The 26,109-nt window shown below is 71.0% G+C and carries 29 protein-coding genes and 2 pseudogenes; 13 read left to right on the top strand and 18 right to left on the bottom strand.

The features are described 5' to 3' along the window. Positions 1–237: 237 nt before the first annotated feature. The 6 genes and pseudogenes from ACFV2X_RS46740 to ACFV2X_RS46715 all read left to right on the top strand — a co-directional run. Positions 238–963 (top strand): FadR/GntR family transcriptional regulator, encoded by a 726-nt coding sequence (locus ACFV2X_RS46740; protein ID WP_385628300.1) that lies wholly within the window; start codon positions 238–240, stop codon positions 961–963. A gap of 168 nt (positions 964–1,131) precedes the next feature. Further along, positions 1,132–1,314 carry a hypothetical protein gene (locus ACFV2X_RS46735; protein ID WP_385628298.1) on the top strand — a complete coding sequence of 61 codons (183 nt, stop codon included), beginning with the start codon at positions 1,132–1,134 and terminating at the stop codon, positions 1,312–1,314. An 18-nt stretch (positions 1,315–1,332) separates the two neighbouring features. Continuing rightward, complete coding sequence (locus tag ACFV2X_RS46730) at positions 1,333–1,887, top strand: hypothetical protein (RefSeq protein ID WP_385628295.1); 555 nt, start codon at positions 1,333–1,335, stop codon at positions 1,885–1,887. A gap of 618 nt (positions 1,888–2,505) precedes the next feature. Continuing rightward, complete coding sequence (locus tag ACFV2X_RS46725) at positions 2,506–3,000, top strand: hypothetical protein (protein ID WP_385628292.1); 495 nt, start codon at positions 2,506–2,508, stop codon at positions 2,998–3,000. Positions 3,001–3,013: 13 nt separating this feature from the next. Continuing rightward, positions 3,014–3,583: a hypothetical protein gene (locus ACFV2X_RS46720; RefSeq protein WP_385628290.1), complete on the top strand. Its 570-nt coding sequence runs from the start codon at positions 3,014–3,016 to the stop codon at positions 3,581–3,583. Between the two features lie 30 nt (positions 3,584–3,613). Further along, positions 3,614–3,730: pseudogene (locus tag ACFV2X_RS46715) on the top strand (GntR family transcriptional regulator); the annotation flags it as partial. A gap of 16 nt (positions 3,731–3,746) precedes the next feature. Here ACFV2X_RS46715 and ACFV2X_RS46710 read toward each other — a convergent pair. The 3 genes from ACFV2X_RS46710 to ACFV2X_RS46700 all read right to left on the bottom strand — a co-directional run bounded on the left by ACFV2X_RS46710 (position 3,747) and on the right by ACFV2X_RS46700 (position 4,857). Beyond that, positions 3,747–4,088: a nuclear transport factor 2 family protein gene (locus tag ACFV2X_RS46710; RefSeq protein WP_089511400.1), complete on the bottom strand. Its 342-nt coding sequence runs from the start codon at positions 4,086–4,088 to the stop codon at positions 3,747–3,749. A 145-nt stretch (positions 4,089–4,233) separates the two neighbouring features. Further along, on the bottom strand, positions 4,234–4,368 hold the full coding sequence (locus tag ACFV2X_RS46705; protein ID WP_385628288.1) for a hypothetical protein: 135 nt from the start codon (positions 4,366–4,368) through the stop codon (positions 4,234–4,236). A gap of 120 nt (positions 4,369–4,488) precedes the next feature. Next, positions 4,489–4,857, bottom strand: coding sequence for an ArsR/SmtB family transcription factor (locus tag ACFV2X_RS46700; protein WP_385628285.1), 369 nt, complete (start codon positions 4,855–4,857; stop codon positions 4,489–4,491). Between the two features lie 163 nt (positions 4,858–5,020). Here ACFV2X_RS46700 and ACFV2X_RS46695 point away from each other — a divergent pair, with 163 nt between their 5' ends. Next, positions 5,021–6,571: an MFS transporter gene (locus tag ACFV2X_RS46695; protein ID WP_385628282.1), complete on the top strand. Its 1,551-nt coding sequence runs from the start codon at positions 5,021–5,023 to the stop codon at positions 6,569–6,571. Here the strand turns inward: ACFV2X_RS46695 and ACFV2X_RS46690 are convergent. The 3 genes from ACFV2X_RS46690 to ACFV2X_RS46680 are packed head-to-tail and all read right to left on the bottom strand — an operon-like array spanning position 6,531 to position 9,886. Next, the gene (locus tag ACFV2X_RS46690) at positions 6,531–7,649 is read right to left on the bottom strand and encodes an NADH:flavin oxidoreductase (protein ID WP_385628279.1); all 1,119 of its coding nucleotides are present in this window, start codon (positions 7,647–7,649) and stop codon (positions 6,531–6,533) included. The genes ACFV2X_RS46695 and ACFV2X_RS46690 overlap by 41 nt on opposite strands. A gap of 39 nt (positions 7,650–7,688) precedes the next feature. After that, entirely contained in the window at positions 7,689–9,269 is a 1,581-nt protein-coding gene (locus tag ACFV2X_RS46685) for an MDR family MFS transporter (protein ID WP_385628276.1), read from the bottom strand. A gap of 17 nt (positions 9,270–9,286) precedes the next feature. Then, complete coding sequence (locus ACFV2X_RS46680; protein ID WP_385628274.1) at positions 9,287–9,886, bottom strand: NADPH-dependent FMN reductase; 600 nt, start codon at positions 9,884–9,886, stop codon at positions 9,287–9,289. Between the two features lie 119 nt (positions 9,887–10,005). Between ACFV2X_RS46680 and ACFV2X_RS46675 the strand changes: the two genes are divergently transcribed. From ACFV2X_RS46675 to ACFV2X_RS46665, 3 genes are all read left to right on the top strand, one after another. Then, on the top strand, positions 10,006–10,761 hold the full coding sequence (locus ACFV2X_RS46675) for a TetR/AcrR family transcriptional regulator (RefSeq protein ID WP_385628272.1): 756 nt from the start codon (positions 10,006–10,008) through the stop codon (positions 10,759–10,761). Between the two features lie 231 nt (positions 10,762–10,992). Continuing rightward, positions 10,993–11,913, top strand: coding sequence for an MBL fold metallo-hydrolase (locus ACFV2X_RS46670; protein WP_385628269.1), 921 nt, complete (start codon positions 10,993–10,995; stop codon positions 11,911–11,913). A gap of 129 nt (positions 11,914–12,042) precedes the next feature. Next, positions 12,043–13,512, top strand: coding sequence for a PQQ-binding-like beta-propeller repeat protein (locus tag ACFV2X_RS46665; RefSeq protein WP_385628266.1), 1,470 nt, complete (start codon positions 12,043–12,045; stop codon positions 13,510–13,512). A 78-nt stretch (positions 13,513–13,590) separates the two neighbouring features. Here ACFV2X_RS46665 and hisF read toward each other — a convergent pair whose 3' ends face one another. The 8 genes from hisF to hisD all read right to left on the bottom strand — a co-directional run bounded on the left by hisF (position 13,591) and on the right by hisD (position 19,411). Beyond that, positions 13,591–14,364 (bottom strand): imidazole glycerol phosphate synthase subunit HisF, encoded by a 774-nt coding sequence (gene hisF / locus ACFV2X_RS46660; protein ID WP_089511407.1) that lies wholly within the window; start codon positions 14,362–14,364, stop codon positions 13,591–13,593. Further along, positions 14,361–14,768, bottom strand: a complete 408-nt coding sequence (locus ACFV2X_RS46655; RefSeq protein ID WP_385628264.1) for a RidA family protein — start codon at positions 14,766–14,768, stop codon at positions 14,361–14,363. The genes hisF and ACFV2X_RS46655 overlap by 4 nt, the downstream gene beginning before the upstream one ends. Next, positions 14,765–15,496, bottom strand: coding sequence for a bifunctional 1-(5-phosphoribosyl)-5-((5-phosphoribosylamino)methylideneamino)imidazole-4-carboxamide isomerase/phosphoribosylanthranilate isomerase PriA (gene priA / locus ACFV2X_RS46650; protein ID WP_089511409.1), 732 nt, complete (start codon positions 15,494–15,496; stop codon positions 14,765–14,767). The genes ACFV2X_RS46655 and priA overlap by 4 nt, the downstream gene beginning before the upstream one ends. A gap of 61 nt (positions 15,497–15,557) precedes the next feature. Beyond that, on the bottom strand, positions 15,558–16,223 hold the full coding sequence (hisH, locus tag ACFV2X_RS46645) for an imidazole glycerol phosphate synthase subunit HisH (RefSeq protein ID WP_385628355.1): 666 nt from the start codon (positions 16,221–16,223) through the stop codon (positions 15,558–15,560). Continuing rightward, positions 16,220–16,384 (bottom strand): hypothetical protein, encoded by a 165-nt coding sequence (locus ACFV2X_RS46640; RefSeq protein WP_179285467.1) that lies wholly within the window; start codon positions 16,382–16,384, stop codon positions 16,220–16,222. The genes hisH and ACFV2X_RS46640 overlap by 4 nt, the downstream gene beginning before the upstream one ends. Further along, positions 16,381–16,974: an imidazoleglycerol-phosphate dehydratase HisB gene (hisB, locus tag ACFV2X_RS46635; protein WP_014180479.1), complete on the bottom strand. Its 594-nt coding sequence runs from the start codon at positions 16,972–16,974 to the stop codon at positions 16,381–16,383. The genes ACFV2X_RS46640 and hisB overlap by 4 nt, the downstream gene beginning before the upstream one ends. Then, positions 16,971–18,089 carry a histidinol-phosphate transaminase gene (locus tag ACFV2X_RS46630; protein ID WP_385628260.1) on the bottom strand — a complete coding sequence of 373 codons (1,119 nt, stop codon included), beginning with the start codon at positions 18,087–18,089 and terminating at the stop codon, positions 16,971–16,973. The genes hisB and ACFV2X_RS46630 overlap by 4 nt, the downstream gene beginning before the upstream one ends. After that, a complete protein-coding gene (hisD, locus tag ACFV2X_RS46625; protein ID WP_385628257.1) occupies positions 18,086–19,411 on the bottom strand; it encodes a histidinol dehydrogenase in 1,326 nt (441 codons plus the stop codon). The genes ACFV2X_RS46630 and hisD overlap by 4 nt, the downstream gene beginning before the upstream one ends. A 169-nt stretch (positions 19,412–19,580) precedes the next feature. Here hisD and ACFV2X_RS46620 point away from each other — a divergent pair, with 169 nt between their 5' ends. From ACFV2X_RS46620 to ybaK, 3 genes are read left to right on the top strand one after another with little or no spacing between them, the layout of a single operon-like run. Next, on the top strand, positions 19,581–21,176 hold the full coding sequence (locus tag ACFV2X_RS46620; protein WP_385628254.1) for an oxidoreductase: 1,596 nt from the start codon (positions 19,581–19,583) through the stop codon (positions 21,174–21,176). A gap of 33 nt (positions 21,177–21,209) precedes the next feature. Further along, positions 21,210–21,950 carry an LON peptidase substrate-binding domain-containing protein gene (locus ACFV2X_RS46615; protein WP_385628251.1) on the top strand — a complete coding sequence of 247 codons (741 nt, stop codon included), beginning with the start codon at positions 21,210–21,212 and terminating at the stop codon, positions 21,948–21,950. 14 nt (positions 21,951–21,964) lie between these two features. After that, entirely contained in the window at positions 21,965–22,459 is a 495-nt protein-coding gene (ybaK, locus tag ACFV2X_RS46610) for a Cys-tRNA(Pro) deacylase (RefSeq protein ID WP_385628249.1), read from the top strand. Between the two features lie 70 nt (positions 22,460–22,529). Here ybaK and ACFV2X_RS46605 read toward each other — a convergent pair whose 3' ends face one another. The 4 genes and pseudogenes from ACFV2X_RS46605 to ACFV2X_RS46590 all read right to left on the bottom strand — a co-directional run. Further along, positions 22,530–23,186, bottom strand: a complete 657-nt coding sequence (locus ACFV2X_RS46605; protein WP_385628246.1) for a DUF2567 domain-containing protein — start codon at positions 23,184–23,186, stop codon at positions 22,530–22,532. A gap of 59 nt (positions 23,187–23,245) precedes the next feature. Next, positions 23,246–24,046, bottom strand: a complete 801-nt coding sequence (locus tag ACFV2X_RS46600) for an ABC transporter permease (RefSeq protein WP_370656884.1) — start codon at positions 24,044–24,046, stop codon at positions 23,246–23,248. 118 nt (positions 24,047–24,164) lie between these two features. Then, positions 24,165–25,184: an ABC transporter ATP-binding protein gene (locus tag ACFV2X_RS46595; RefSeq protein WP_385628243.1), complete on the bottom strand. Its 1,020-nt coding sequence runs from the start codon at positions 25,182–25,184 to the stop codon at positions 24,165–24,167. A 311-nt stretch (positions 25,185–25,495) separates the two neighbouring features. After that, positions 25,496–26,109 (bottom strand): annotated as a pseudogene (locus tag ACFV2X_RS46590) (NYN domain-containing protein); the annotation flags it as partial.

Raw genomic sequence — 26,109 nt, 5'->3', positions numbered from 1 at the left:
GCCGGGATGTCCTTCGCTCGATCGGGGTCGACCGGCAAGCACGGCACTCCGCGGCGGGGTGCCGGTCCGGTCAGGCCCCGCCGCGGCAGCCGAGAAGAAGGAGTCCGCGCAGCGACATGCGGGATAGGCTAGCCACATGTCAGGTCCTCAGACAAGCTGAGGACCTGCGGAGTTGGCGACGATGAGACGACGCCCCACGCCCCCAACTCTCCCGACGCTCCCTGAAAGGTGAACCGGATGCCGCTCGCCACCCTCCGCGCCACGCCCCTGATCGATCAGGCGGCCGCGCGGCTGCGCGAGGAGATCACCGGAGGCCACTGGCCGGTCGGCACCCGGCTCCCCGGCGAGACCACCCTGGCCAAAACCCTGGGCGTGGGCCGCTCCACCGTGCGCGAGGCGGTCCGCCTCCTGGCCGGAGCGGGGCTGGTGCAGGCCCGCCAGGGCTCCGGCGTCTTCGTCATCGCCACCGAGCCCGCCGAGGACTGGCCCGCCCGGCTGCGCCGCGCGGCCGTCACCGACGTCTTCGAGGTGCGCATGCTGGTCGAGGTCCAGGCCGCCCGCCTGGCCGCGCTGCGGCGCACCGACACCGACCTCACCACCCTGAACGCGGCCCTGGACGCCCGGAGCGCCGCCGCCGCGGGCGACGACGCCGCGTTCGTGGACGCGGACATCGCGCTGCACGCGGCGGTGGTCGGCGCCGCGCACAACCCCGTACTCACCGATCTGTTCGCCGAGTTCGTCCCCCGGCTGCGGCAGGCCCTGATCGACCTGGTGGACCTGCTCGCCCTGCGCACCGGGGTGGCCGGGACGCCGAACCCGGGCGACGAGGCCCACTCCGCCCTGGTCCGTGCCGTCGAGCGGGGCGACGCGGATACGGCGGGCCGCGTGCTCCAAGCCGAGCTGGAGCAGACCCTGACCCGGCTGCGCGACGGCGACGGCAACGGCGACGGCCACCTCGACTGAGCGACACCGCGCTGACGAATCGAGGCTGACTTTGCCCGGCCGCAGCCGGAGTGATGTCATCCGATTCGACTAGCATGCGTTTCAATTCGCGATGTGGTGCGGCGAGCCAGGGGAGCGACGGCCGCAGCGCCGGGCGCGCTGATGTCCTCTTCGGGAGGTAACGGGGAAATGTCGTTCGACAGCGAGTGGTCTCAGCTCAAGGCCGATGCGACCGGGCAGCAGAGCGCCCATACGCGACTCAACCGGCTTGCCGCGGCCGGCGGTGGGGGCGAGGAGCTGATCGCGGCCTCGTTGCGACACCGGGACGGCTCGGCCGTCAGCGTTTCCGGGATATCCAAGATAGTGAAGTAGCGGAAACGGGGAATGACGATGGGGACTCTCACTTACACGGATCTCGTCGGGGTCGATCTGGGAAAGCTCAGTACCTCGGTCACGGACTGGAAGTCCGTTGTCGACGGTTTGAAGAAGCTGGCGAGCGATACGCGTTCGGGCCTGCTGAAGAAGTCGGAGGGTGCGCGGTGGGCTGGACTCAACGCGGCCGTCACGCATGAATTCGTCCGCAAGACCGCGAAAGAGTTCGAGGACCTGCACAAGGAGGCCAGCAGCATCTATGCCATCCTGGACGACGCGTATGACCAGCTGACCAGGATTCAGTCCAAAGTCAAGTGGCTCGTCGCAAGGGCGCAGGAAGACGGATTCACGGTCTCCGACGACTCCGACGGCACCGTGAGTTTCCATGAGTCCGGGGAGGGCGGGTCGCGGTGGTCACTGGACTCCACGCAGTCGTACACCGAAGCCGTCAATCAAGAAATTCGCCGGGCCGTCACGACCGACCTTCTGGCCCAGCGCGCACTGGCCAAGATCCACGGCGGAGACCCGTCCGACGCGGGCCACGCCCAGTACCACTCTCTGCTGGACGTATAACAGGCGAGTCGTGACGGTGAAGCCCGGTGGCCATGGGAAGCCCAAGGTGTCTGCGCGGCCTTGGCCCGCTCAACCGACTCTTCGGAGGCCGGCCCGCCGGGATTCTCCGTGGCCGGCGCCTGGTTGACCGCGACGAACGGCCGCATGCGCCGCTCGTAGTCGTCGAACGCCGCGCCGTGGCCGCCGTCCGCCCCTCCCCAGCGGACGGCGGCCATCCGGTCGGCGAGCGCCCGCTTCCGCCCCTCGATGTCGCGGTGGTCGATCCACTGCTCCTGGGGCCCGGCCGCCCAGCCGAAGGTGATCCTCGAATCGGAATTTGTCGCGTACGGGTAGGAAAAAGGGACCTTCGCAGTCTCCGAGCCCATGGAACCCGGCGCAGCCGCGGTGTCACGCGACAGCCCATCCCGCACCGGCCAAGAACATTACGGGCGAACCGCCGGATCGATCAGCAATCGAACCCCGCTGACGAATCGAGGCTGACTTTGCCCGGCCGCAGCCGGAGTGATGTCATCCAATTCAGCTAGCATGCGTTTCAATTCGCGATGTGGTGCGGCGAGCCAGGGGAGCGACGGCCGCAGCATCGGACGCGCTGATGTTCTTTTCGGGAGGTAACGGGGAATGTCGTTCGACAGCGAGTGGTCTCAGCTCAAGGCGGACGCGGCCGGGCAGCAGAGCGCCCAAACGCGACTCAACCAACTTGCCGCGACCGGCGGTGGCGGCGGGGGCAAGGACGGCGGCAAGGCCTCCGATCTCATCGTTCACCAGGACGACTTGGGCGCCGTGGGGCACGAGGCCTTCGTCCTGCACGGGGAGCTGCAGAAGACGGCCGACATCGCCGGGGCCGGGGCGGACAAGGACGGCGTGGGGTCGTCCATGCAGGCGGCCAAGTCGATGAGCGACCACAACTTCACCATGGGCGACGAGCTGAGCACGACGGTGTCCGTCTGGACTTCCCAGGTGAACACCATGCTGCAGATGTGCGCCCATATCTCCAATCACCTGGACTACTCGAAGAAGAGTCACGCGAAAGACGACGAGCTGATCGCGGCCTCGCTTCGACACCGGGACGGCTCGGCCGTCAGCGTTTCCGAGATATCCAAGATAGTGAAGTAGCGGAAACGGGGGAATGACGATGGGGGCTCTCACTTACACGGATCTCGCCGAGGTCGATCTGACAAATCTCGTGCTCGCAGCCGACGACTGGAAGTCCGTTGTCGATGGTCTCAAGAAGCTGGAGAGCGATGCGCGTTCGGGGCTGCTGAAGAAGTCGGAAGGTGCGCGGTGGGCTGGGCTCAACGCGACCGTCACGCATGAATTCGTCCGCAAGACCGTGAAAGAGTTCGAGGACCTGTACAAGGAGGCCAGCAGCATCCATGCCATCCTGAACGACGCGTATGACCAGCTGACTGAGATGCAGGACACAGTCAAGAGGGTCGTCCGTACGGCGGAGGTCTATGGGTACAAGTTCTCCGACAACTCCGACGGCACCGTGCGTTTCGATCCTCCTGAGGGTGACGATTCGCGGTTGGCACGGGACATGGCGAAGTCGTACGCCAATACCATCAAAGAAAAAATTAGCCGGGCCGTCACGACCGACCGTCTGGTCAAGCGCGCACTGGCCAAGGTCCACGGCGGAGACCCGTCCGACGCGGGCCACGCCCAGTACCAGGGTGTGCGGGAGATTACATGGGGGTGACGGCCCTGGACCTCCGGCTGTCCAGTGGCACCCCCCGTCATCCTGGTGTGCCGCACGGCCTTCGCGGAGAACGGAGCCGCGGTGGAAGTCAATGAGATGGTGCTCGACGCCGCTTCCTACATCCTGGAATACGACTTCGACGCGTGACCGGGCAGTTCGGTGCTCATGTCTCCCGGACCCGGCCGCCGAAGAAGACCTGGGTCTCGGTGAGCCTTCCGTCCCGTACGGTGATCAGCTCGACGTTGCGATAGCGTCCGCCGGCCTTCAGTTCGTACTCGTAGAGGAGGAAGACGTCGTCGCCCCCGGCGGGGACCGCTTCCAGGACCTTCTGGTACCGGAGGCGGTCGACCGTGGGGAAGCAGCGTTCGAAGAACGCGGCCTTGTCGATGTGGTCGTCCTGCGGGCTCGTGAAGACGAAATCCTCAGCGATCAGCCGGTCCGCGGTGTCACGGTCCTGTGCGAGGTAGCTCTCCATGCATGCGCGGACGACGTCGACGTTGGCCATGGCTGGTCCACCTTCCGGTCCGGGTGACAGTGTCGGTCAGTCTCCTGACCCCTATGAGGGCAGACCGATCCCGCCGCCGGAACTCATCGGCGATCGCCGTCGGCGTATGTCCAGCCGCGCATGCGGCTCATCAGCCACTCCCCCGCTACGTGACCTCCATATCGGCGTGCAGCGTTGTCCGGACGAAGAGCGCGCCGTAGACCGTGCAGGCGAGCGCGCCCAGCGCCGCGGGCACGACCGCGGCGGGCACGGGGATGCGGTGGCCTCCTGGGATTGCCACATCGTGGTGAAGGCCGGCCCCTCTCTCTTCCTGGTCGCGGACTCGGCGATCACCCAGGAGGACAGGGAGGACAGCGGCCCAGGCGGCGTCCGTACACAGCTCGGGGAGCCTCGTCGTGCTCTACGCGCTCGCGGCCGACCGGCGGGCCGAGGTGCCGACGGGTTCGGCGGGGGCGGCGAGGGCCGCGGCAATCAGCCCGGGGAAGCGCCGGTCGAGCTCCTCGCGGCGCAACCGCAGCGTGCGGCGGGAGCCGATGATGCGGGTCCGGGTGATGCCGCATTCGCGCAGGATCCGCTGGTGGTGGGACATCGTCGACTTGCTCAGCCGGAGCCCTGCCTGCTCCGGCAGGAGGGTGCAGGCCAGCCCGTCGCCGGGATCAACGGCGGCCACGGCCCGGACGATCGCCAGCCGGGCCGGATCGGCCAGCGCGGCCAGCACCTTGGACAGCGGCAGATCCTCGATCGCCGGGTGGAAGACCTCATCGCTCATGGCGGCCAGTCTAGTTGAGCATTGCCGGGAGTTCCATACGTGTCGTACTCTTCGTCAGTCATCGAAGCTTTCGATACTTATCGAATTTCTCTGCACCTCGCATCATCTCGCCTCGCACGCCTCACGACTCAGGCCTCACGACTCACGGGGAGACCACGCACCCATGTCCACACCCATCGCGGACCCGCGCCGCTGGCTGATGCTGCCGGTGGTCCTGGCGGCCACGTTCCTGTACGGATTCGACCTCAACATCGTCAACGTCGCCCTGCCGTCGCTCCAGCACGAGCTGCATGCCGGACAGGAGGCGCTGGAACTCGTCGTCGGCGGCTACTCGTTCAGCTACGCCGCGGCCCTGGTGATCGGCGGGCGACTGGGCGATCTGCTCGGCTACCGGCGGATGTTCCTGCTGGGCATGGCCGCCTTCGTCGTCGCCTCGCTGCTGTGCGGACTGGCCCAGAGCCCCGCCGAACTCGTGGCGGCCCGCGTCCTGCAAGGACTGACGGCGGCCGGGATGGTGCCGCAGGTTCTGGCGCTGATCACGGCGACGTTCCCCGGCGACGAGCGGCCGCGCGCGCTGTCGTGGTTCGGCGTGGTGGGCGGCCTGGCCGGCGTCCTCGGGCAGATCCTCGGCGGGCTGCTGCTCAGCGCCGACGTCTTCGGACTCGGCTGGCGGATCGTCTTCCTGCTCAATCTGCCCGTCGGTGTGATCGTGCTCGGCTTCGCCCTGCGGCTGCTGCCGACAGCCCGCCCCGGCCGGCGTCCCGGGCTGGACCCGCTCGGCGCGGTGGCCCTGTCCGGCTCGCTCGCCCTCGCTCTGCTCCCGCTGATCTTCGGCCGGGGCCAGGGCTGGCCGCTGTGGACCTGGCTGTCACTGATCGCCGCCGCGCCGGCGCTGGTGGGCGCGCTGCTGTGGGAGCGGCGGCTCACCGCGCGCGGGGGCACCCCGCTGTTGGACCTGACGCTGTTCCGTGGCCGCGGCTTCCGGCTCGGCCTCGGTGTGAACGCCGCCTTCATGGCCTCCTTCACCAGCTCGATCTTCGTGCTGAGCCTGCTGCTCCAGTCCGGCCTGGGGCTGCCCGCCGGGCAAGCGGGCCTCGCGTTCGGGCCGTTCGCGATCCTGGGCATGACCGGGCCGCTGGTCGGCCGGCGGCTGGTCGCCCGGATCGGCGCCCGCCCGGTCATGCTGCTCGGCTGCGCCGTGGACGCGGTCGCCCTCGTCCTGCTGGGCAGCGCGCTGCACGCGCTGGGCGGCGGCATCTCCGTGCCGTGGCTGATCGTCGGCCTGGGCCTGCTGGGCTTCGGCAACACGCTGGTCCTGCCCTCACTGATCGGTACGACCCTGGGCGGCGTCCGTCCGGAGCAGGCGGGTATGGCGTCCGGCACGCTCAACACCACGCAGCAGTTCGCGGGCACGGCGGGGCTGGCCGCGATCGGGACGGTGTTCTTCTCCGTACTCGGCGACCGCACCGCCCGGGCGGCCTTCGCGGGCGCGGCCGAGAGGGTCGTCTGGATCGAGCTGGTACTCGTGGTGGTGATGGCCGCGCTGATCACCGCGCTGACCCGGCCCGCCGCCCCGGCACCGGCGACCACGAACGCCGAGCCGACGCCCCGTGCGGATCTACGAGCTGTTGACGGCCGCGCCGAGGACGGCTCCGACCCCGAGTCGAAGCAGCTCAGTTCAGGGCGGCGAGCAGGCCCACGTGGAAGGGCCTGAGGTCCGCTGTGCGATCGGTCAGGACCTTGGTGAGCCAGTCGGGGTCGCCGAGCAGCGCGCGGCCGACCGCGGCGAGGTCGAACTCGTCGCGCTCCATCCGGTCGAGCAGTTCTCCGATGCCCGTGACCGCGCCCTGCCGACCCTGGATCACATCGGTGAACTCGTTGTCGAGGCCGATCGCGCCGACCGAGATCGCGGGCTTGCCCGTGAGCTTCTTCGCCCAGCCTGCGAGGTTGAGGTCGGACCCTTCGAACTCGGGCTGGTGGAAGCGGCGGGTGGAGCAGTGGAAGGCGTCGGCTCCGGCGTCCGCCAGCGGGGCGAGCAGGGCTTCGAGTTCCTGGGGCGAGCGGGCGAGCCTGGCGTCGTAGGCGCCCATCTTCCACTGTGAGAACCGGAAGGTGATCGGGAAGTCCGGGGAGACCGCCCCGCGGACCGCGGCGACGACCTCGGCGGCGAAGCGGGAGCGGGCGACGAGGTTGCCGCCGTAGGCGTCGGTGCGCCGGTTGGTCCGCTCCCAGAGGAACTGGTCGATGAGATAGCCGTGGCCCGCATGGACCTCGACGCCGTCGAACCCGATCCTCTCGGCGGCCACGGCAGCCGTGGCATAGGCCGCGACGACATCGTCGATGTCCGTCTGGGTCATCGCCCGGCCGGACTCCGTACCGTCGACGGCGATGCCGGAGGGGCCCATGGGCGGGGCGGCGGGCACGGGCGGGGTGCCGGGCTTGCGGTCCATGCCCACATGCCACAGCTGCGACATGATCTTCCCGCCCGCGCTGTGCACCGCGCCCGTCACCTCGGCCCAACCCGCCAGGGCCCGTTCTCCGTGGATACGGGGGACGCGGTCACTGCTGCCCGCCGATTCATGGCCGATGTACGTCCCCTCGGTGATGATCAGGCCGACCCCTCCCGCGGCCCGCCGGGCGTAGTACGCCGCCACGTCCTCGGCCGGTACGCCGCCGGGCGAGAACTCACGGGTCATCGGCGCCATCACGATCCGGTTGGGAAGGGTGAGGCCACCCAGGCTGAAGGGGCGCAGAAGGATGTCCTTGGCGCGCGTGGCGGAGGTGCTGGGCATGACTGGTCTGCTTTCTCTGTCGGGGTGCGTGACAAGGCTTCAGTCCGTGGCCGTGGCCGCGATTCGCGTCCGGTCCGTCTCTTCGGCCGGATCGGACGGCTCGGCGGCCGCCTTCCCCCGGACGAACCAGGCGAGGGCGAAGGCGGCCGCGGCCAGGACGGCCGTACCGACGAGGACGCCGCGCAGTCCACCGATGAACGCCTCCTGGACGGCGTGGCGCACCTGGGCGGGCATCCTGTCGACCGAGGACGGGGTCACCTCGCCCGTGGAGGTGAGCCTTTCGGCGGTGCGGTGGCCGAGCCGGTCGGCCAGTTCGGCCGTCATCCGGCCGATGTGTAAGGCGCCGAGGGCGGCGACGCCGAGTGAGCCGCCGATCGTACGCAGCAGGGTGACGGTGCCGGTGGCGGCGCCCATGTCGCGCGGCGGGGCGGTGTTCATCGTGGTGAGCAGCGTGCTCTGCATCAGCATGCCGACACCGGCGCCGAACACGACGGGGAGGGCCGAGGCGGCGAACACCGGGGTGCCGGTGTCGAGCAGGAGCAGCAGGAACACGCCGGTGACGGTGAGGGCGGCACCGGCGATCGGCACCACGCGTTCCACACCGCCCCGGTCCATGAGCCGGCCGGTGATGAGCTGCGCCGCCAGCATGCCCATCATCAGGGGCAGGCCCTGCATGCCGCTGACGGTGGAGGAGGAGCCCTGAACGAACTGCATGTACTGGGGCAGGTAGCTCGCCACCGAGATCAGCGCGGCGCCGACCAGGAAGCTGAGGGCCTGGGCGAGGGTGAAGTCGCGGCTGCGGAACAGCCGCAGCGGGATGACGGGCTCCGTCGCGCGCCGTTCCACCCGGATGAAGGCGGCGAGGGCCGCGGCGGCCACCGCGCCGAGCAGCACGATCTGCGGTGAGGTCCAGTCGTAGCGGGTGCCGCCCCAGCCGGCCAGCAGGGTGAGGGACAGGATGGCGGTGGTCAGCAGGGCCGTACCGGGGTAGTCGATCCGTCCGCCGACGCGCGCTTGTGGCAGCCGTACGCCCTTGCCGACGGCGAGCAGCGCGGCGAAGCCGAAGGGCACGTTGACGTAGAAGACCCAGCGCCAGTCCAGGACGTCGGTGATGAATCCGCCGAGCAGCGGCCCGCCGACGAAGGCGACGGGCAGCATCACGCCGATCATCGACTGGACGCGGCCGCGGTCCTGAGCGGGGATCAGTACGCCGATGACGGACATCGCACCGACCATGAGACCGCCGGCCCCGAGGCCCTGGGCGGCGCGGAAGGCGATGAGTTGCCCCATGTTCTGTGCGAGGCCGCACAGGACGGTGCCGATGAGGAAGAGCACCACGGACCAGAGGTAGGCGCCCTTGCGGCCGTAGAGGTCGCCGAGTTTGCCCCAGATCGGGGTGGTCGCGGCCAAGGTGAGCAGGTAGGACGTGACGGCCCAGGAGAAGTGGTCGAGGCCGCCCAGGTCGCCGACGATGGTCGGCAGTGCGACGCCGACGATCTGTCCGTCGAGCGTCGCCAGGAAGATGCCGAGCATCAGACCGAAGATGCCCAGGTAGGGAGGGTTCCGCCGGGCGGGAGGGGGCGTATCCCCCATGTCGCCGGTCATGGCGTCGCCGGTCATGGCCGCGCTCCCCCGCCTCAGCCGGTGTACGGGCGGGCGGCGCGGGCGTCCCGCAGCGCGAGCCCCCACCACGTCAGCTGGTCGAGCAGGGACTTGGCCGCGGCGTCGCACTCCGGGTCCAGGGGCTTGCCGTCCGCGTCGAACTTGTCACCGTAGTTGTGGAAGCTGACCGTGTTGCGGATGGTCACCGCGTGCAGTTCGGCCAGGACGCCCCGCAGGTGTTCGACCGCGCGCAGGCCGCCGGAGATGCCGCCGTAGGAGACGAAGGCGACCGGCTTGGCGTGCCACTGCGGGTTGTGCCAGTCGATCGCGTTCTTCAGGACCGCCGGGTAGCTGTGGTTGTACTCCGGCGTGACGATGACGAACGCGTCGGCCGCCGCCAGCCGCGGGGCGACGGCGCCGAGCAGCGCCATGTCCTCCTCCGACGGCTGCTGCCCGAACGCCGGCATGACGGTCGGGACCGGGGTCTCGACCAGGTCGACGAGGTCGGCCTCCAGGTCCTCGCGCCGGGCGATGTGGCCGGCCGTCCACTCGGCCACCACGGGACCGAAGCGGCCGTCCCGGGTACTGCCGACGAGGACCGCAACCCGCAGGGGGCCGTCGTTGAGGTCGTTCATGGAGAGACTCCGTTCGATGTGTACAACGTATCCAGCGCGATACAACGTACACATTGATGTGTACGTTGTCCACACACGGATACTCTGTACACTGGGCGGCCCTGAAAGGAGCTCACCCCATGCCCCCTCGGAAAAAGCGGGAGCCGCAGACGACGCCGGAGCGGCCCGAGCGGCCGGAGCCTGCCTTCCTGTGGGAGCGGCTGGACCGTCCGGCCCCCGCCCCGCGCTCCACGCTCACCCCCCGGCGCATCGCCCAGGCCGCAGTGGCGATCGCCGACACGGAAGGGCTCGACGCCGTCACCATGCGCCGCCTCGCGACCGATCTGGGGGTCGCGCCGATGGCGGCGTACCGCTATGTCTCCGGCAAGGGCGAGCTCCTGGAGCTGATGGTCGACCATGTGTACGGCGAGATGTCGCCGCCGGAGGGCGCCAAGGACTGGCGGCAGGCCATGCGTACGCTCTCCCAGCGCACCAGATCCGTGCTCCTCCAGCACCCCTGGGTGGCCCGCGCGGCGGTGTTCACGCTGACCCCGAACCAAGTGGCCGTGGTCGAAAGCGCCCTGGCCTCACTCGACGAACTCGATCTGGACGTCGACACGATGATGGCGGTCTGCCGCGCGGTGGACTCCTACGTGAAAGGCGCCGTGGACCGCGAGATCGGCCTCGCGGAGCTGATGCAGGAGCAGGGGTGGGCCAGCGCCGACGAGACGCGCATCGCCCTTGCCCCGCGCATGAACTGGCTGATGAACACGGGCCGCTATCCGACCTACCAGCGCTATATCAACGAGGCGACCCGCAAGGACGACGCGCAGTGGCAGTTCGAGACGGGGCTCGACGCCGTCCTCGACGGGATCGCCACCCGCCTGGGCATCTGAGCGGCCACCACATGCGAGCGGAGTGGCCGAAATACAGCGCCCGCGCCCGCTCCGTCGATAACGGTTCGGCAACCCATGGGAGTAGGCACCGCTAGGGTTCAACTCGGAAACGTCGTCCGTTGCTTTGCCTTCCGTCGCACGATCCATGGCCTGACTCGCCCCAGCGTCAGCCCGTGCCTCGGACCAGTGACGGCATGGGTGTCGCTCCGATCCCCGTGAAAGCGGGAACCCTTGAGCAACCCCACCCCCGGTGTCGAGAGTTCGCACTGGTACGTCGACGATCGCTGTCTGAACTGCAATATCGCCCGTCAGTACGCCCCCGGCCTGATCGGCTACCAGCCCAGCGGGGACTACGGCGGCTCGTCGACCGTCCTGCGCCAGCCCGCGGACGAGGAGGAGACGCGGCAGCTCTACATGGCCGCACACGCCTGTCCGACCCGGTCCGTGCATCCGCCCGCCAATGAGTGGGCCCCGGATTCCGACCCGTATCCGATGGCCCTGGACGAGGACGGGATCGTGCTCCTGTGCGGGCATGCCTCGGCGCAGACGTACGGCGCCACCTCATATCTTCTGCGCCGCCCCGGCGGCACCGCGATGATGATCGACACCCCGCGCTGGCAGCCGGCCCTCGCCCGCCGCTACGAGCAAGCGGTCGACAAGATCACCGATGTGCTGCTCACCCACCTCGACCACGTCGCCCACGGCCGCAAGTACGCCGACGCTTTCGGCGCCCGGCTGTGGATCCACGAGGGGGATCTGCACTCCCGCCCCGATGCCGACTCGGTCATCCGCGGTCAGGATCCGATCGAGATCGGGCCGGGTGTGATCGCTCACCCATTTCCCGGCCACACCAAGGGCAGCACGCTCTTCATCGCGGACGACAAGTTCTGCTTCAGCGGCGACGCGGTCTTCTGGTCGCGCTCCGAGCAGGACCTGGAGGTCGCCGACAGCGTCGTCTACGACTCGATCAAGACGCTGGCCGAGTCCGTGGCGCGCGGCGCGGAGGAGTTGACGTTCGAGTGGGTGCTGCCGGGACACGGCAGCTACCACCGGCTGCCGGCCGACGAGATGCGGCGGCGGATGCGGGCCCTCGGGCAGCGGGCCGCCACGTATCCCGTGCAGGAGGTCGACTACGGGAAGGTCCGCTACTGACGGCGGCCGGAACCTTCTGTTCCTGGTCCCGCCCTGGGTGCAACTCCACGGCGTCGATCGTCGTCTGTCCTTGTGTTCATGCGGGCCGCAGGTCGTGGCCCGATCGGTGGACGGGGGTTGGAACGAACAATGACGTACGAGGACGACAGCGGCGCGCCCGGGCAGGGCGCGCCGAACGGGCAGGGCGGGCCCTACGCCCAAGGCGGAAACGGGCAGCCGGGACTGCCCTCGTATCCGCCGTATCCGCAGGCGCAGCCCGGGGGCGGCCCCGCTCCCGCGGCCCAGTGGCCGCCGCCCCCACCTCCGCCCGTGCCCCCGCGTCGCGGCGGGGGCAAGGTCGCGACCGTCATCGCCATCGTCGTGCTGCTGCTGGCGGGCGGCATGGCGGTCGCGCTGTCCAAGCACAGCGCCTCGGGCTCCGAGGGCTCCGGCGGCCCCGCGGCGCAGCAGTCATCGCCCCCAGCCAACGCGCTGCACCAGAAGTGGCAGACGGAACTGCCCAAGTCGCACATCCTGGGCAACCTCAGCGGGCTGCCCGCGCTGTGGACGACCGAGCGCGGCCCCGTCTACGCCGACGACAACGGCGTACGCGCCTTCGACCCCGAGACCGGCAAGAAGCTGTGGACGGTGAAGACGCCCAAGGGAGCGAGCGAGGTCTGCGCCATCGCTCCGCAGCCGAACTCCGATGGCGTCGGCGCCGCCGTCTACGACGCGGGCGGCAACGACTGCGCGTTCCTCGTCGTCTTCGACACGGAGACCGGAAAGACCCTGTGGTCGAAGAACCTGTCGAGCGGCTACAAGACGGTCGCGCCGCACGTCGAGGTCAGCGATGACACGGTGGTCGCCAGTATCGGCGTGGTCTCGGCGTACTCCATCTCCGGGGGCGACAAGAAGTGGACCGTGCACTCACGCGGCCACGACTGCGGCAATGACATCGTGTGGTCCTCCGGCCACCTCGTCTACTCCAGCAGCTGCAGCGACGCCAAGCCCGAGAACCAGCTGAGCATCCTTGACCTGCGGTACGGCGACTCCTGGAAGTTCCCGAACGAGAAGCGGGACGTGGAGCAGGTGCTGGGGGACGATCCGCTGACCCTGGTCCTGTCCGAGCAGGAGGGCAACGACGACCCCAAGCGCACGCTGCAGACCTATACGAAGGACGGCAAGCCCGACAAGACCTTCCCCCTCACGGGCGCGCTCAAGGACCTCCAGTTCGGCGCCACGACCACCGTCGACCGGGACAGCTCGGTGCTGCTGTCCTACTACGACACCACCTCGGGCATGGCGGCCACCGACCTCAAGACCGGCAAGGTGCTGTGGTCCAAGAAGGAGACGAGGCAGGTGGGCATGGAGGACGGCAAGGTGATCGCGCTCAGGGCACCCAAGACGCTGGGGCAGGATCCGGCGCTCGTCTCCCTCGGACTGCGGAACGGCACGGAGGAGTCCCGGGGCGTGCTGTACACGCCGAAGCACACGCTCCAGCGTGTCGACTCGATGAGCGCCGGCACCTGGGGCGACACGCTCTATGTGATCGGCAATCCGATCGATGACCCCCAGGGCCAGGGCAAGCTCGTCCTGCGCGCCTTCGACATGGGGCGCTGAGGGCGCTGAGAGCGCGCTGAGGCGGGCCGTAACGGAGCGAGGACCGGACGCCCGGCCCGGTCCTCGCCCGGCCGCGGCCTACAGCCGCACCGGGTGCCCCGCCTCCCGCAGGGCCTCCTTGACCTGGCCGATGCGCAGATCGCCGAAGTGGAAGACGGAGGCCGCGAGCACCGCGTCCGCACCCGCGGCGATCGCCGGGGAGAAGTCGGCGAGCTTCCCGGCGCCGCCGCTGGCGATGACGGGGACGGTGACGTGCTTGCGCACCGCCTCGACCATGGCGGTGTCGTAGCCGTCCTTGGTGCCGTCGGCGTCCATCGAGTTCAGCAGGATCTCCCCCGCGCCCAGCTCGGCGGCGCGGTGGGCCCATTCGACGGCGTCGATGCCGGTGCCGCGGCGGCCGCCGTGGGTGGTGACCTCGTAGCCGGACGGGGTGACCGTGCCCTCACCGCAGCGGCGGGCGTCGACGGACAGGACCAGGACCTGGCTGCCGAAGCGCTCGGCGATCTCCCGGATCAGCTCGGGGCGGGCGATGGCGGCGGTGTTGACGCCGACCTTGTCGGCGCCGGCCCGCAGCAGCTTGTCGACGTCCTCCACGGTGCGCACGCCGCCGCCCACGGTGAGCGGGATGAAGACCTGCTCGGCGGTGCGGCGCACCACGTCGTACGTGGTCTCGCGGTCGCCCGAGGAGGCCGTGATGTCGAGGAAGGTCAGCTCGTCGGCGCCCTCCTCGCCGTAGATCTTGGCCATCTCGACGGGGTCACCGGCGTCCCGCAGGTTCTGGAAGTTGACTCCCTTGACGACCCGGCCGTTGTCCACGTCCAGGCAGGGGATGACTCGGACCGCCAGGGTCATGACGCTCGGGCTCCTCGGAATGCTTCTACTTCGACTTCCACCAGGACGCGCGAGTCGACGAAACCGGACACCACGACGAGGGTCGCGGCGGGGCGTACGGCGTCGAAGAGCTCCTTGTGCGCGCGGCCCACCTCGTCCACATCGCGCGCGTGGGTGAGGTACATACGGGTACGGATGACCGATTCGACGCCGAGGTCGAACTTCCGCAGCGCGTCCAGCGCGTTGCGGAAGGCGGCCAGCGTCTGTTCATACGGATCGCCCTCACCCTGTAGGACCCCGCCCACCAGCGGCATCGTCCCGGCGACCAGGACCCGGTCGCCGGCCGCGACGGCCCTGGCGAAGCCGATGGTCTCTTCCCAGGGGCTGTCCGCCTGGACGCGCCGCACGGGCTCGGCTGAGGTCATACGGATACCGCCTCCAACGCCTCTTCCAGGGTGAACGCCTTGGCGTAGAGGGCCTTGCCGACGATGGCGCCCTCCACACCCTCCGGTACCAGGGTCGCAAGGACGCGCAGATCGTCAAGGGAGGAAACGCCGCCGGAGGCGACGACCGGCTTGTCGGTCGCGGCGCAGACGTTCTTCAGCAGCTCCACGTTGGGGCCCTGGAGGGTGCCGTCCTTGGCGATGTCGGTGACGACGTAGCGGGCGCAGCCCTCGGAGTCCAGGCGGGCCAGGGTCTCGTACAGATCGCCGCCGTCACGGGTCCAGCCGCGGCCGCGCAGGGTGGTGCCGCGGACGTCGAGGCCGACCGCGATGCGGTCCCCGAACTCGGCGATGACCTTGGCGACCCACTCCGGGGACTCCAGCGCGGCGGTGCCGAGGTTGACGCGGGTGCAGCCGGTGGCGAGGGCGGCGGCGAGCGAGGCGTCGTCGCGGATGCCTCCGGAGAGCTCGACCTTGATGTCCATGGTGCGCACGACCTCGGCGATCCGCTCGCGGTTGTCGCCGGTACCGAAGGCCGCGTCGAGGTCCACCAGGTGCAGCCACTCGGCGCCCGCCCGCTGCCAGGTGAGGGCGGCCTCCAGCGGGTCGCCGTAGGACGTCTCGGAGCCGGACTCGCCGTGGACGAGGCGTACGGCCTGGCCGTCGCGGACGTCGACGGCGGGGAGGAGTTCGAGGCGTTGCGTGCTCATGGGAGACCTTACGGTGAGGTGCGGGCTGGTACGGGAAGGCCAGGGCGGGTCGGGCCGCCGGTCAGAGCGTGTCGAGCCAGTTGCGCAGCAGCTGCGCTCCGGCGTCGCCGGACTTCTCGGGGTGGAACTGGGTCGCCCACAGCGGCCCGTTCTCGACCGCGGCGACGAACGGCTCGCCGTGCGTGGCCCAGGTGACCTTGGGGGCGCGAATGTTCGGGTTGGTCACTTCGAGCTCCCAGGTGCGGACCGCGTAGGAGTGCACGAAGTAGTACCGGGCGTCCTTGTCCAGGCCCGCGAAGAGCTGGGAGTCCTCGGGCGCCTTGACCGTGTTCCACCCCATGTGGGGGACGACGGGGGCGTTCAGCTGCTCGACGGTGCCCGGCCATTCGTCCAGGCCCTCGGCCTCGACGCCGTGCTCGATACCCCGCCCGAAGAGGATCTGCATACCGACGCAGATGCCCATCACCGGCCGCCCGCCGGCCAGCCGGCGCCCCACGAGCCAGTCGCCACGGGCCTCGCGCAGCCCCTTCATACAGGCGGCGAAGGCGCCGACGCCGGGGACCAGAAGGCCATCGGCGGCGGTGGCGCGGTCGTAGTCACGGGTGATCTCGACGTCCGCGCCGACGTGGGCGAGGGCGCGCTCGGCGGACCGTACATTGCCGAATCCGTAGTCGAAGACGACGACCTTCTTGGCGGCCTTGGCGGCCTTCTTGGCGCCCGCGGTCAATTCCACACCTCCAGCCGAAGGATTCCGGCCATGAGTGACATCGTGGCGCCGATGCCGAGCAGCACGATGACGCTCCTGGGCAGGCCCTGCTTGACGAAGGAATAGACCCCGCCGAGCAGAAACAGGCCGAGAACGATAAAGGCAGTGGAAAGACCGCTCACAGGGCGCCCTTCGTGGAGGGAAGAATTCCGGCGGCCCGCGGATCGCGCTCGCTCGCATAGCGCAGCGCCCGCGCCAGCGCCTTGAACTGGCATTCGACGATGTGGTGGGCGTTGCGCCCGTACGGGACGTGGACGTGCAGGGCGATCTGCGCCTGTGCGACGAAGGACTCCAGGATGTGCCGGGTCATCGTCGTGTCGTAGGTGCCGATCATCGGCGCCATGTTCTCCGGTTCGCTGTGCACCAGATACGGGCGGCCCGAGAGGTCGACGGTCACCTGGGCCAGCGACTCGTCCAGCGGCACCGTGCAGTTGCCGAAGCGGTAGATCCCCACCTTGTCGCCGAGCGCCTGCTTGAACGCGGCGCCGAGCGCGAGGGCGGTGTCCTCGATGGTGTGGTGAGTGTCGATGTGCAGGTCGCCCTCGGTCTTGACGGTGAGGTCGAAGAGGCCGTGGCGGCCGAGCTGGTCGAGCATGTGATCGTAGAAGCCGACGCCCGTCGAGACGTCGACCTTCCCGACGCCGTCGAGGTCGATCTCGACGACGACCGAGGTTTCCTTGGTGGTGCGCTCCACACGGCCCACGCGGGTCATGCGCTTGTCTCCTTCATCAGCTCGCGGACCGCGTCGAGGAACGCGTCGTTCTCGGCCGGGGTGCCCGCGGTGACCCGCAGCATGCCCGGTACGCCCAGGTCACGGACCAAAACCCCCCGCTCCAGCAGGGCCTGCCACGCCGTCTGGGCGTCCTCGAAGCGGCCGAACTGTACGAAGTTGGCGTCCGACTCGGTCACCTCGCAGCCGAGTGCGCGCAGCTCGCGCACCAGCCGGTCGCGCTCGGCCTTGAGCGCCTCGACGTACCCGAGCAGGGTATCGGTGTGTTCGAGCGCGGCCAGCGCGGTGGCCTGGGTGACGGTGGACAGGTGGTAGGGCAGGCGGACCAGCTGGACGGCGTCCACCACCGCAGGGTCGGCGGCGAGGTAGCCCAGCCGCAGCCCGGCCGCGCCGAACGCCTTGGACATCGTCCGGGTGAGGACCAGCCGCGACCGTCCCTCGATCAGCGGAAGCAGGGAGGGGCGGTGGCTGAACTCGCCGTACGCCTCGTCGATCACCACCAGCGCCCCGGCCGCCTTCGCCCGCGCCTTCTGGGCCGCGTCGTGGAGGGCCAGGACGGTCTCGGCCTCGACGGCGGTGCCGGTCGGGTTGTTCGGCGAGGTGATGAAGACGACGTCGGGGCGGTGCTCGGCGATGGCCGCGCGGGCCACGTCGACATCGATGGTGTAGTCGGGGTTCCGCGGGCCGGAGATCCAGCCGGTGCCGGTGCCGCGGGAGATCAGCGCGTGCATCGAGTACGAGGGCTCGAAGCCGATGGCGGTGCGCCCGGGCCCGCCGAAGGTCTGCAGCAGCTGCTGAAGCACCTCGTTCGAACCGTTGGCGGCCCACACATTGGCCACACCGACCTCGTGCCCGGCGGTGCGGGTCAGATACTTCGCGAGCTCGGTTCGCAGCTCGACCGCGTCCCGGTCCGGGTAGCGGTTGAGGTGGCGGGCCGCCTCGGCGACCCGCTCGGAGATCCGGGCCACCAGCGCCTCGGGCAGCTGGTACGGATTCTCGTTCGTGTTCAGCCGTACGGGCACGTCCAGCTGGGGGGCGCCGTACGGGGACTTGCCGCGCAGCTCGTCCCTGATGGGGAGATCGTCGATCCGGGTCACTTGTCCCCTGGCACCTTCCAGTCGAACCTTGCCTTCACCGCGGCGCCGTGGGCGGGCAGATCCTCCGCCTCGGCGAGTGTCACCACATGGCCGGCGACCTCCGCCAGCGCCTCCCGCGTGTAGTCCACGACATGGATGCCGCGCAGGAAGGACTGCACCGAAAGGCCCGAGGAGTGGCAGGCGCAGCCGCCGGTGGGCAGCACATGGTTGGACCCGGCCGCGTAGTCGCCGAGGCTCACGGGCGCATATGGACCGACGAAGATCGCCCCGGCGTTCCGCACCCGGGCCGCGACCGCCGCCGCGTCCCTGGTCTGGATCTCCAGGTGCTCGGCGGCGTACGCGTCCACGACCGCGAGGCCCTGGTCGAGGCCGTCGACCAGCACGATGCCGGACTGGCGCCCGGTCAGCGCCGGGCGGATCCGGTCCTCGACATGCCTGGTCGCGGCGACCTGTACGTCCAGCTGCTTCTCGACCGCCGAGGCCAGCTCCTCGGAGTCGGTGACGAGCACCGAGGCGGCCAGCGGGTCGTGCTCGGCCTGGCTGATCAGGTCGGCGGCGACATGCACCGGGTCGGCGGTGGCGTCGGCGAGGATCGCGATCTCGGTCGGGCCGGCCTCGGCGTCGATGCCGATACGCCCCTTGAGCAGCCGCTTGGCCGCGGCCACCCAGATGTTTCCGGGCCCGGTGACCAGGGAGACCGGGCGGCACTCCTCGGTGCCGTACGCGAACATGGCGACGGCCTGGGCACCGCCCGCCGCGTACACCTCGTCCACGCCCAGCAGCGCGCACGCCGCCAGGATGGTGGGGTGCGGCAGCCCGCCGAAGTCACGCTGGGGCGGCGAGGCGACGGCCATCGAGCCGACCCCGGCCTCCTGCGCGGGCACCACATTCATCACAACGGAGGACGGGTAGACGGACCGGCCGCCCGGCACATAGAGCCCCACCCGCTCGACCGGCACCCAGCGCTCGGTGACCGTGCCACCCGGCACGACCTGTGTGGTGTGGTCGGTGCGGCGCTGCTCGCGGTGGACCAGCCGGGCGCGCCGGATGGACTCCTCCAGAGCGGCCCGCACGGCCGGGTCCAGCTCCTCAAGGGCGCGCGTCAGCGCCTCCTGGGGCACTCGCACCCGCTCGATGGTCACTCCGTCGAACCGCTGCGCGTAGTCGATCAGCGCCGCGGTGCCGCGATGGCGCACGTCGTCGCAGATCGGCCGCACCTTCTCCAGGGCGGCCTCGACGTCGAGCTCGGCACGGGGCAACAGGTCGCGGTCGATCCCGCCCTCCGGGAAGGCGGCGCCGCGCAGATCGATACGGGAGATCACGCGATCAATTGTCTCAGACCCGCACCGGCGGCCTGCCCCCCGTATCAGTGAGTGATACGTACCCCCTAAGTTGACCCTGGAAGTTGACCCTGACCGCAAGCGTTCAAGCGGTTACTCAGCGGGAATGGGGATCCGTACGGGGGTACGGAGAACAGGAGGGGACACGGCTGTGACCGAGCCACGCGACGGCGATCCACCCCCGGGGCTCGACCTGACCACCGCGGAGTGGGGCATGTGGCAGGCGTTCCGCAACGGCAGCACCCACGATCTGCGCACCTCCCACCCCCAGCGCAACGACCCCTCCGGTCCCTACGCCTGGGGCCCCGAGCGCAGTGTGCGCGCCCGGGTCGTGGCCCTGCTGCTGCTCGACGGCCCTCCCCCGCAGCCGGGCCGGGTCGCCGCGCTCAAGCTCAACGGGGTGCACATCACGGGCACGCTCGACCTGGCCGGCGGCACCGTCGAACCGTATGTGGAGATGAAGAACTGCCGCTTCGAGCAGGAGGTGCTGCTCCCCGAGGCCCACTTCACCACCCTCCGGCTGGTCGGCTGCGCCCTGCCCCGGCTGGAGGCGGCCCGGGTGCGCACCGAGGGCGATCTGCATCTGCCGCGCTGTGTCGTGGAGCACGGCATCCGGCTCACCGACGCCCATATAGGCACGGATCTGCTGCTCAACCAGTTAGTGGTGCGCCGGGACCGGCGCGGCCAGTCGATCAGCGCCGACGGTCTGACCGTCGGCCAGGACCTTCAGGCCGAGATGATCGAGTCACACGGCGAGCTGAGCATGCGCGGTGCGCAGATCGGCGTGTCGCTCAGCCTGCGCGGCGCCCAGCTGCGCAATCCGTACGGACGCCGGGCGCTGAACGCCCCGCAGCTGACCGTCGAGCGCAGCCTCTACCTCACCGCCGCCGGGGTGAGCAGCTACAGCAGCGGTTCCACCCCGCCGTACGGCACCAGCAACACGCCGACGCGCGGGACGCGTATCCAGCGCTTCGAATGCGAGGGCGGGATCCGCCTGGACGACGGGCGGTTCAATGACGCGGTCGACTTCGACCAGGCCCGCTTCGTCATGGAGAACGACCAGGAGCTGTCGCTGCGCCGCATCCAGACGCCCGAGCTGCGGTTCGTCGGGGAGCGGCCGCAGCGCGGACGGGTGATCCTCTCCGGTGCGCGGGTGGTCAACCTGGTTGACAAGTCGGTCAGCTGGCCGGGCCCCGGCGGGCTGACCATGGCGGGCTTCTCCTACGAGTGTCTGATCCCGGTCGGCCACTTCCCGCTCGCCCGGCGGCTGGAGTGGGTGGCGGCCGCGACCCCGGAGTTCTCCCGGGGGCCGTACGACATGCTCGCCACGGCGATGCGCACCAGCGGCGAGGACGCGGAGGCGCGCGAGGTGCTGCTCGCCATGGAGCGGCGGCGGCGCGAGACGCTGCCACCGGCCGGAAAGCTGTGGGGATATCTCCAGGACTGGACCGTGGCCTACGGCTACCGCCCCGGCCGGGCGGCGGTGTGGATGGCGGTGCTCTGGGCGATCGGCTCGGTGTTCTTCGCCCACAACCAGCCGGACCCCATCAAGCCGAGCGAGTCGCCGCACTGGAACGCCTCGCTGTACACCCTCGACCTGCTGCTCCCGGTGATCGATCTGGGCCAGGACGGCTACTGGAAACCCGACGGCGCGGTCCAATGGGCGGCCATCGTGATGGTCATGCTCGGCTGGATCCTGGCCACCACGATCGCCGCCGGCGCCTCCCGGCTGCTGCGCCGCCAGTGATCGGGGCGCGCGGGGCCATTAGGCTTAACGCCCGTGACCTCCGCGCGCCTTCCGCTCTTCCCGCTGAACACGGTGCTGTTCCCGGGGCTCGTCATGCCCCTGAACGTCTTCGAGCAGCGGTATCGCGCCATGATGCGCGAACTGTTGGCGATGCCCGAAGACGCACCGCGCCGCTTCGGTGTCATCGCCATCCGGGACGGCCGCGAGGTCGCGCCGACGGCAGTCGGCCTCCCGGACCCCACCGCCGACCCCGAGCGCGGCGCGGCGGCCGGGTTCGGGCCCGATCCGATGAAGTCCTTCCACGCGGTGGGGTGTGTCGCGGACGCGGCCACCATCCGGGAGCAGAAGGACGGCACCTTCGAAGTGCTCGCCACCGGCACCACCCGCTTCGAACTGCGCTCGGTCGACGCCTCCGGCCCGTATCTGACGGCCGAGATCGACGAGCTCGACGAGAAGCCGGGCGACGGGGCCGGGGCGCTGGCCTCCGGTGTCGTACGCGCCTTCCGCACCTACCAGAAGCGGCTCGCCGGGGCCCGCGAGCGGACCCTGGCCGCCCAGCAGGACCTGCCCGGCGAGCCGTCCGTGCTCTCCTACCTGGTCGCGGCCGCCGCCGTGCTCGACACGCCGGCCAAGCAGCGGCTGCTGCAGGCCCCGGACACCGCCACCCGGCTGGCCGAGGAACTGAAACTGCTGCGCGCGGAGAGCGCGGTGATCGGTAAGCTCCCCTCGCTTCCCGCGGTCGATCTGACCCGCCACCCCACCAGCCCCAACTGAGGCCCGCACCGGATATGGCCAAGAAGAAGACCTCCGCCGGCACCCCGGCCACCACCGCCCTGACGGCCGCCGGCACCGCCTTCACGGTGCACGCCTACGAGCACGACCCGGCGGCCCCCTCCTACGGCGAGGAGGCCGCACAGGCCCTCGGCGTGGACCCGGCCCGGGTCTTCAAGACCCTCATCGCGAGCGTCGACGGCGGTCTCACCGTCGCGATCGTGCCCGTCTCCGCCACGCTCGACCTCAAGGCCCTGGCGGCGGCGGTGGGCGGCAAGCGCGCGGCGATGGCGGACCCGGCGGCGGCCGAGCGCACCACGGGCTATGTGCTGGGCGGGATCTCACCGCTCGGCCAGCGCAAGCGCCTGCCCACGGCCCTGGACGCATCGGCGGCCGACCACGAGACGATCTGCGTCTCGGCGGGGCGGCGGGGGCTTGAGGTCGAGCTGTCGCCCAAGGACCTCGCGGCGCTCACCGACGCGGTGCTGGCCCCGATCGCGCGCAACAGCTAGCCCGGCGCAACAGCCGGCCCGGCAGCTGCGCCGTCGACGCACCTCACCCCGCCGGCTGCGCCGGCACACCTCAGCCCGCCGGCTGCGCCGGCTCGTCGTCCCGCGGCCCAAAGAGCGACGTGAGCCCCAGGTGCACCGCCATGGCCGCGAACGACCACGCCAGCAGCGCCGCCTTGGCCCCCAGCTTCAGCGGCGCGTCGAACGTCACGCCCTTGCCCACCGCCTTGGCGTGCGCCTCGATGCTCGCCTCGGGTCCGAGCCACACACCGAGCCGCCAGGCGATCACCGAAGCCAGCACCCCGCCGATCGCCAGCCCCACGACCAGCGCGACACCGCCCCGCCGGAAGAACAGGAAGACGAGCCCCGCGGACACGGCCCCGAAGGCCAGCGCCCACAGCGTGAACACCCCGTCCGCCCCCATCGCCTGCTCGCCCTCGGCGTCCTTCGGGTAGATCCCGTCGCCGATCCAGACCAGCGGAATCCGCGGCGCCAGCCACAGCCACACCAGCCCGAGCAGCACCCCGGACACCGCCACCCCGATCGCCACCAGCGCCGCCTGCACCAGTTCGGCGCGCAGCTCGGGGCCGGGCTCTGAGTAGTCAGGAGCCGAGGGGCCCGGCCCGGAGGGGTCCGGGGCGGTGGGGTAAGGCACTGCACCTCCCAGCGGAGACGGGTCGTGCGGCGAAGGCTGCCCAGGCTGATCGTGCGGAGTCAACGGTGCGGTCACCCCGTCATGGTGCCAGGCCACGGACGTACATCGGGCGGCGGGAGTCCCGCCGCGCCGCGTCAGCGCACGGCCGCGCGCCGATACGCCCAGGTCGCGGCGGTCAGCGAGACCACCGCCACACCCGCGCACACCCCGAGGTCCGCGCAGACCACCAGCCAGTCGGGGTTCCCGTCGAAGGACCGCGCCAACGCCTCCACACCGTACGTCGAGGGCAGCACATCGCGCGCGTACGACACCGGCGCGGGCATCCGCTCGGCGGGCAGCACGCCCAGCAGCAGCGCGGCCGACATGCCCAACTGCCCGCACAGCGTGGCCAGTTCCTGGCGGGGCGCGAGCAGCCCGAGCGCCGCGCCCAGGCCCGCGAGGGCGGCGCCGGACAGCGGGATCACCGCGACCAGCACCCACAGATGCGCCATCGGCAGCTGGAACAGCGCGCTCCCCACCACCGCGGTGACCAGCGTCCCGGGCGCGGTGAATGAGGCGTACGCGGCGGCGGCGCCGAGTACGACGGCGGCGGGCGGCACCGGCAGGGTCGCGTAGTGGTCGAGCCCGCCGCTCGCCCGCAGCTGCCCGAAGTACTGCGCCAGCAGGTTCAGCGCGACGAAGGCCACGACCAGCACGCTGGACCCGGCGACCACGGACCGCGCCTCCATCCCGCCGTCCACGACCCCGCGCATCAGGATCATGATCCCCACGGACTGGAAGGTCGCCACGAACAGCAGCGGGATCCGCGCCACCCGGGCCCGGGACAGCTGCGCCCGGTAGACGGCGGCCAGCGCGGGCAGCAGCCGCGCCCGCGCCGCCAGGGGGGCGGGGGCGGCGTCGCCGCCGGGCCATGGCGCCTCGGCGGCCTGGGCCAGGGCTTCTCCGCCGGACACGGCCTCCGCGGGCACGACACTCACCTTGCGCTGCTCCTGTTCCCCGTACCGGCCGCACCCCGTGCGGGGTCGGCAGTGCTTACGGCAGTGCTTACGGTCGTCACGCCTTCACCAGCCCCTCCACCCCCTCCGAGCGGCCGCCCAGCGCGAGATAGACGTCCTCCAGGCTGGGCGTGGCGAGCGTGAAGTCGTCCAGCGCGGCGAAAGCCGGGCCGCCGGTCACCGTGGCGATCGCGGCCCGGGCCTGCTCCGGGGCCATCCGCAGCGTCCAGCGCCGCCCGGAGGCCAGCGCGGCCTCCCGCAGCGCCGCGACCTCGGGCACCTCGAGCGGCGGCTCCCCGCGCCATACGAGGTCCACCCGGACCTCGTCGGCGACCAGCGCCTTCAGCCCGGCCGGGGTGTCGCAGGCGATGACCCGGCCGCGCTCCAGCACCGCCACCCGGTCCAGGACGGTCTCCGCCTCGATCACGTTGTGGGTGACCAGCAGCACCGTCGCGCCCCGCTCCGCCCGCCGCCGGTCGACGGCGGCCCATACGGCCCGCCGTGCGACGGGGTCCATCCCGGTGGTCGGCTCGTCCAGCACCAGCAGCGGCCGCTCCCCGACCAGCGCGGCGGCGAGGCAGGCCAGCCGCCGCTGCCCGCCGGAGAGCTTCTTGAGCGGGCGCCCGGCCACCTCGCCGAGGCCCAGTTCCCCGATCACCGCGTCCCGCTCCGCGCGGGCCGCGCGGACGTCAAGACCGCGCAGCCGCCCCGTGGTCTCGGCGGCGAGCGCGACGGTCAGCTCGTCCAGCGCGGTCGAGTCCTGCCCCAGATAGCCGAGGAGGCGCGCCGCGCGCTCGGGGTGGCGTACGAGATCGTGGCCGAGCACCCGGACGCTGCCCTCGTCGGGGCGGAGCAGCCCGGTGAGCTGGCGGACCAGGGTGGACTTGCCGGCGCCGTTCGGGCCGAGCAGCCCGAACACCTCACCGCGGCGTACGTCGAGGTCGATGCCGTCGCTGGCCCGGACGGCGGGCGCGGCGGGCACGCCCCGGCGGCGGCGCGCGGCGGGATAGGTCTTGACCAGGCCGCGCACGGTACACACCACATCGCCGCCCGCAGCCTGTTTCGCGCCCGTCCTCACGAGCTATGAGGGTACGCGCCCAATCACCCGTACCTGCTTTCGGGTCGCCCGCAGGGCTGGGTTCCGCCTGCGGGCGAGTGAGCCGAAGGGGCGCGGTCGCCCGCGCCGGAGGCGCTGATGTCACCGTGAAAGGGAGAGCGCGCGGAGGCCCCGAGGCTGCAATCGACATGCGGCTCCGCCGCGCGGAGGGGCCGAGGCTGCGGTCGATATGCGGCTACCGCCGCGTGGTCGACCGTCAACAGGGGCTGTAGCGCCCCCCGGGGGGCACCTCCCAGCGGTAGCTGGGGGAGAACCGAGCCCTCAAAAAAGGGTCAGTCGGCGGGCGGGGCGTGGTCGGCGGCCGTACGGGTGTCGATCTCGCGCCAGAAGCCGGCCCGGATCGCATAGCGGTCGTGCTCGTCGATCTGGTCGTCCTTGTGGGCGAGCAGTCCGAAGCGGGCCGCGTAGCGCAGCAGTTCCCCGTCGATGCGGTGCGGGATGCGCGGGTATTCGGTGGAGAGCTGCTGGAGGTGGCCCGGGTCGGAGAGCCGCTCGATCCAGCGGCGGGCGAAGACCTGACCCACCTCGAAGGGGTCGCCGCTGACGGTGGTGATGTCCTCCTCGCGGTCGGCCCAGCGCTGCTCGGGGCTGGTGAGCTGGGCCAGCATGGGCAGCCCGGCGGTCTCGGGCGGTTCGCCGAGCCCGGTGCCGGAGCCGCGCTCGATCCAGCCCTTGTCGGAGGACCAGCGCAGGGTGGCGCTGGGGGCCGGCTGGGCGCCCGCCTGGCCGCCTGCGGGGCCGCGGCCGAGGTCGGCGAGGTCCTTGGGGGTGGGCACACCTCTGCCGCCGGGGGCGGAGCCCGCCTCCGTGTCGTCCGCGGGGGCGGTGCCGGGGCCGGCGGCGACGGCGCCGGAGGCGCCCGCCGGGGCCGCGGCCCGCCCGGGGG

Source organism: Streptomyces sp. NPDC059679, from assembly GCF_042734105.1.
GTDB lineage: Bacteria > Actinomycetota > Actinomycetes > Streptomycetales > Streptomycetaceae > Streptomyces.
Note: the sequence above shows the minus strand (reverse complement) of the source record. Positions and strands in the feature narration are given on the sequence as shown.

Coding starts and splice junctions, on each gene's coding strand:
- ACFV2X_RS46740 (WP_385628300.1), top strand. CDS start 238: ATGCCGCTCGCCACCCTCCGCGCCACGCCCCTGATCGATCAGGCGGCC.
- ACFV2X_RS46735 (WP_385628298.1), top strand. CDS start 1,132: ATGTCGTTCGACAGCGAGTGGTCTCAGCTCAAGGCCGATGCGACCGGG.
- ACFV2X_RS46730 (WP_385628295.1), top strand. CDS start 1,333: ATGGGGACTCTCACTTACACGGATCTCGTCGGGGTCGATCTGGGAAAG.
- ACFV2X_RS46725 (WP_385628292.1), top strand. CDS start 2,506: ATGTCGTTCGACAGCGAGTGGTCTCAGCTCAAGGCGGACGCGGCCGGG.
- ACFV2X_RS46720 (WP_385628290.1), top strand. CDS start 3,014: ATGACGATGGGGGCTCTCACTTACACGGATCTCGCCGAGGTCGATCTG.
- ACFV2X_RS46710 (WP_089511400.1), bottom strand. CDS start 4,088: ATGGCCAACGTCGACGTCGTCCGCGCATGCATGGAGAGCTACCTCGCA.
- ACFV2X_RS46700 (WP_385628285.1), bottom strand. CDS start 4,857: ATGAGCGATGAGGTCTTCCACCCGGCGATCGAGGATCTGCCGCTGTCC.
- ACFV2X_RS46695 (WP_385628282.1), top strand. CDS start 5,021: ATGTCCACACCCATCGCGGACCCGCGCCGCTGGCTGATGCTGCCGGTG.
- ACFV2X_RS46690 (WP_385628279.1), bottom strand. CDS start 7,649: ATGCCCAGCACCTCCGCCACGCGCGCCAAGGACATCCTTCTGCGCCCC.
- ACFV2X_RS46685 (WP_385628276.1), bottom strand. CDS start 9,269: ATGACCGGCGACGCCATGACCGGCGACATGGGGGATACGCCCCCTCCC.
- ACFV2X_RS46680 (WP_385628274.1), bottom strand. CDS start 9,886: ATGAACGACCTCAACGACGGCCCCCTGCGGGTTGCGGTCCTCGTCGGC.
- ACFV2X_RS46675 (WP_385628272.1), top strand. CDS start 10,006: ATGCCCCCTCGGAAAAAGCGGGAGCCGCAGACGACGCCGGAGCGGCCC.
- ACFV2X_RS46665 (WP_385628266.1), top strand. CDS start 12,043: ATGACGTACGAGGACGACAGCGGCGCGCCCGGGCAGGGCGCGCCGAAC.
- hisF (WP_089511407.1), bottom strand. CDS start 14,364: ATGACCCTGGCGGTCCGAGTCATCCCCTGCCTGGACGTGGACAACGGC.
- ACFV2X_RS46655 (WP_385628264.1), bottom strand. CDS start 14,768: ATGACCTCAGCCGAGCCCGTGCGGCGCGTCCAGGCGGACAGCCCCTGG.
- priA (WP_089511409.1), bottom strand. CDS start 15,496: ATGAGCACGCAACGCCTCGAACTCCTCCCCGCCGTCGACGTCCGCGAC.
- hisB (WP_014180479.1), bottom strand. CDS start 16,974: ATGACCCGCGTGGGCCGTGTGGAGCGCACCACCAAGGAAACCTCGGTC.
- ybaK (WP_385628249.1), top strand. CDS start 21,965: ATGGCCAAGAAGAAGACCTCCGCCGGCACCCCGGCCACCACCGCCCTG.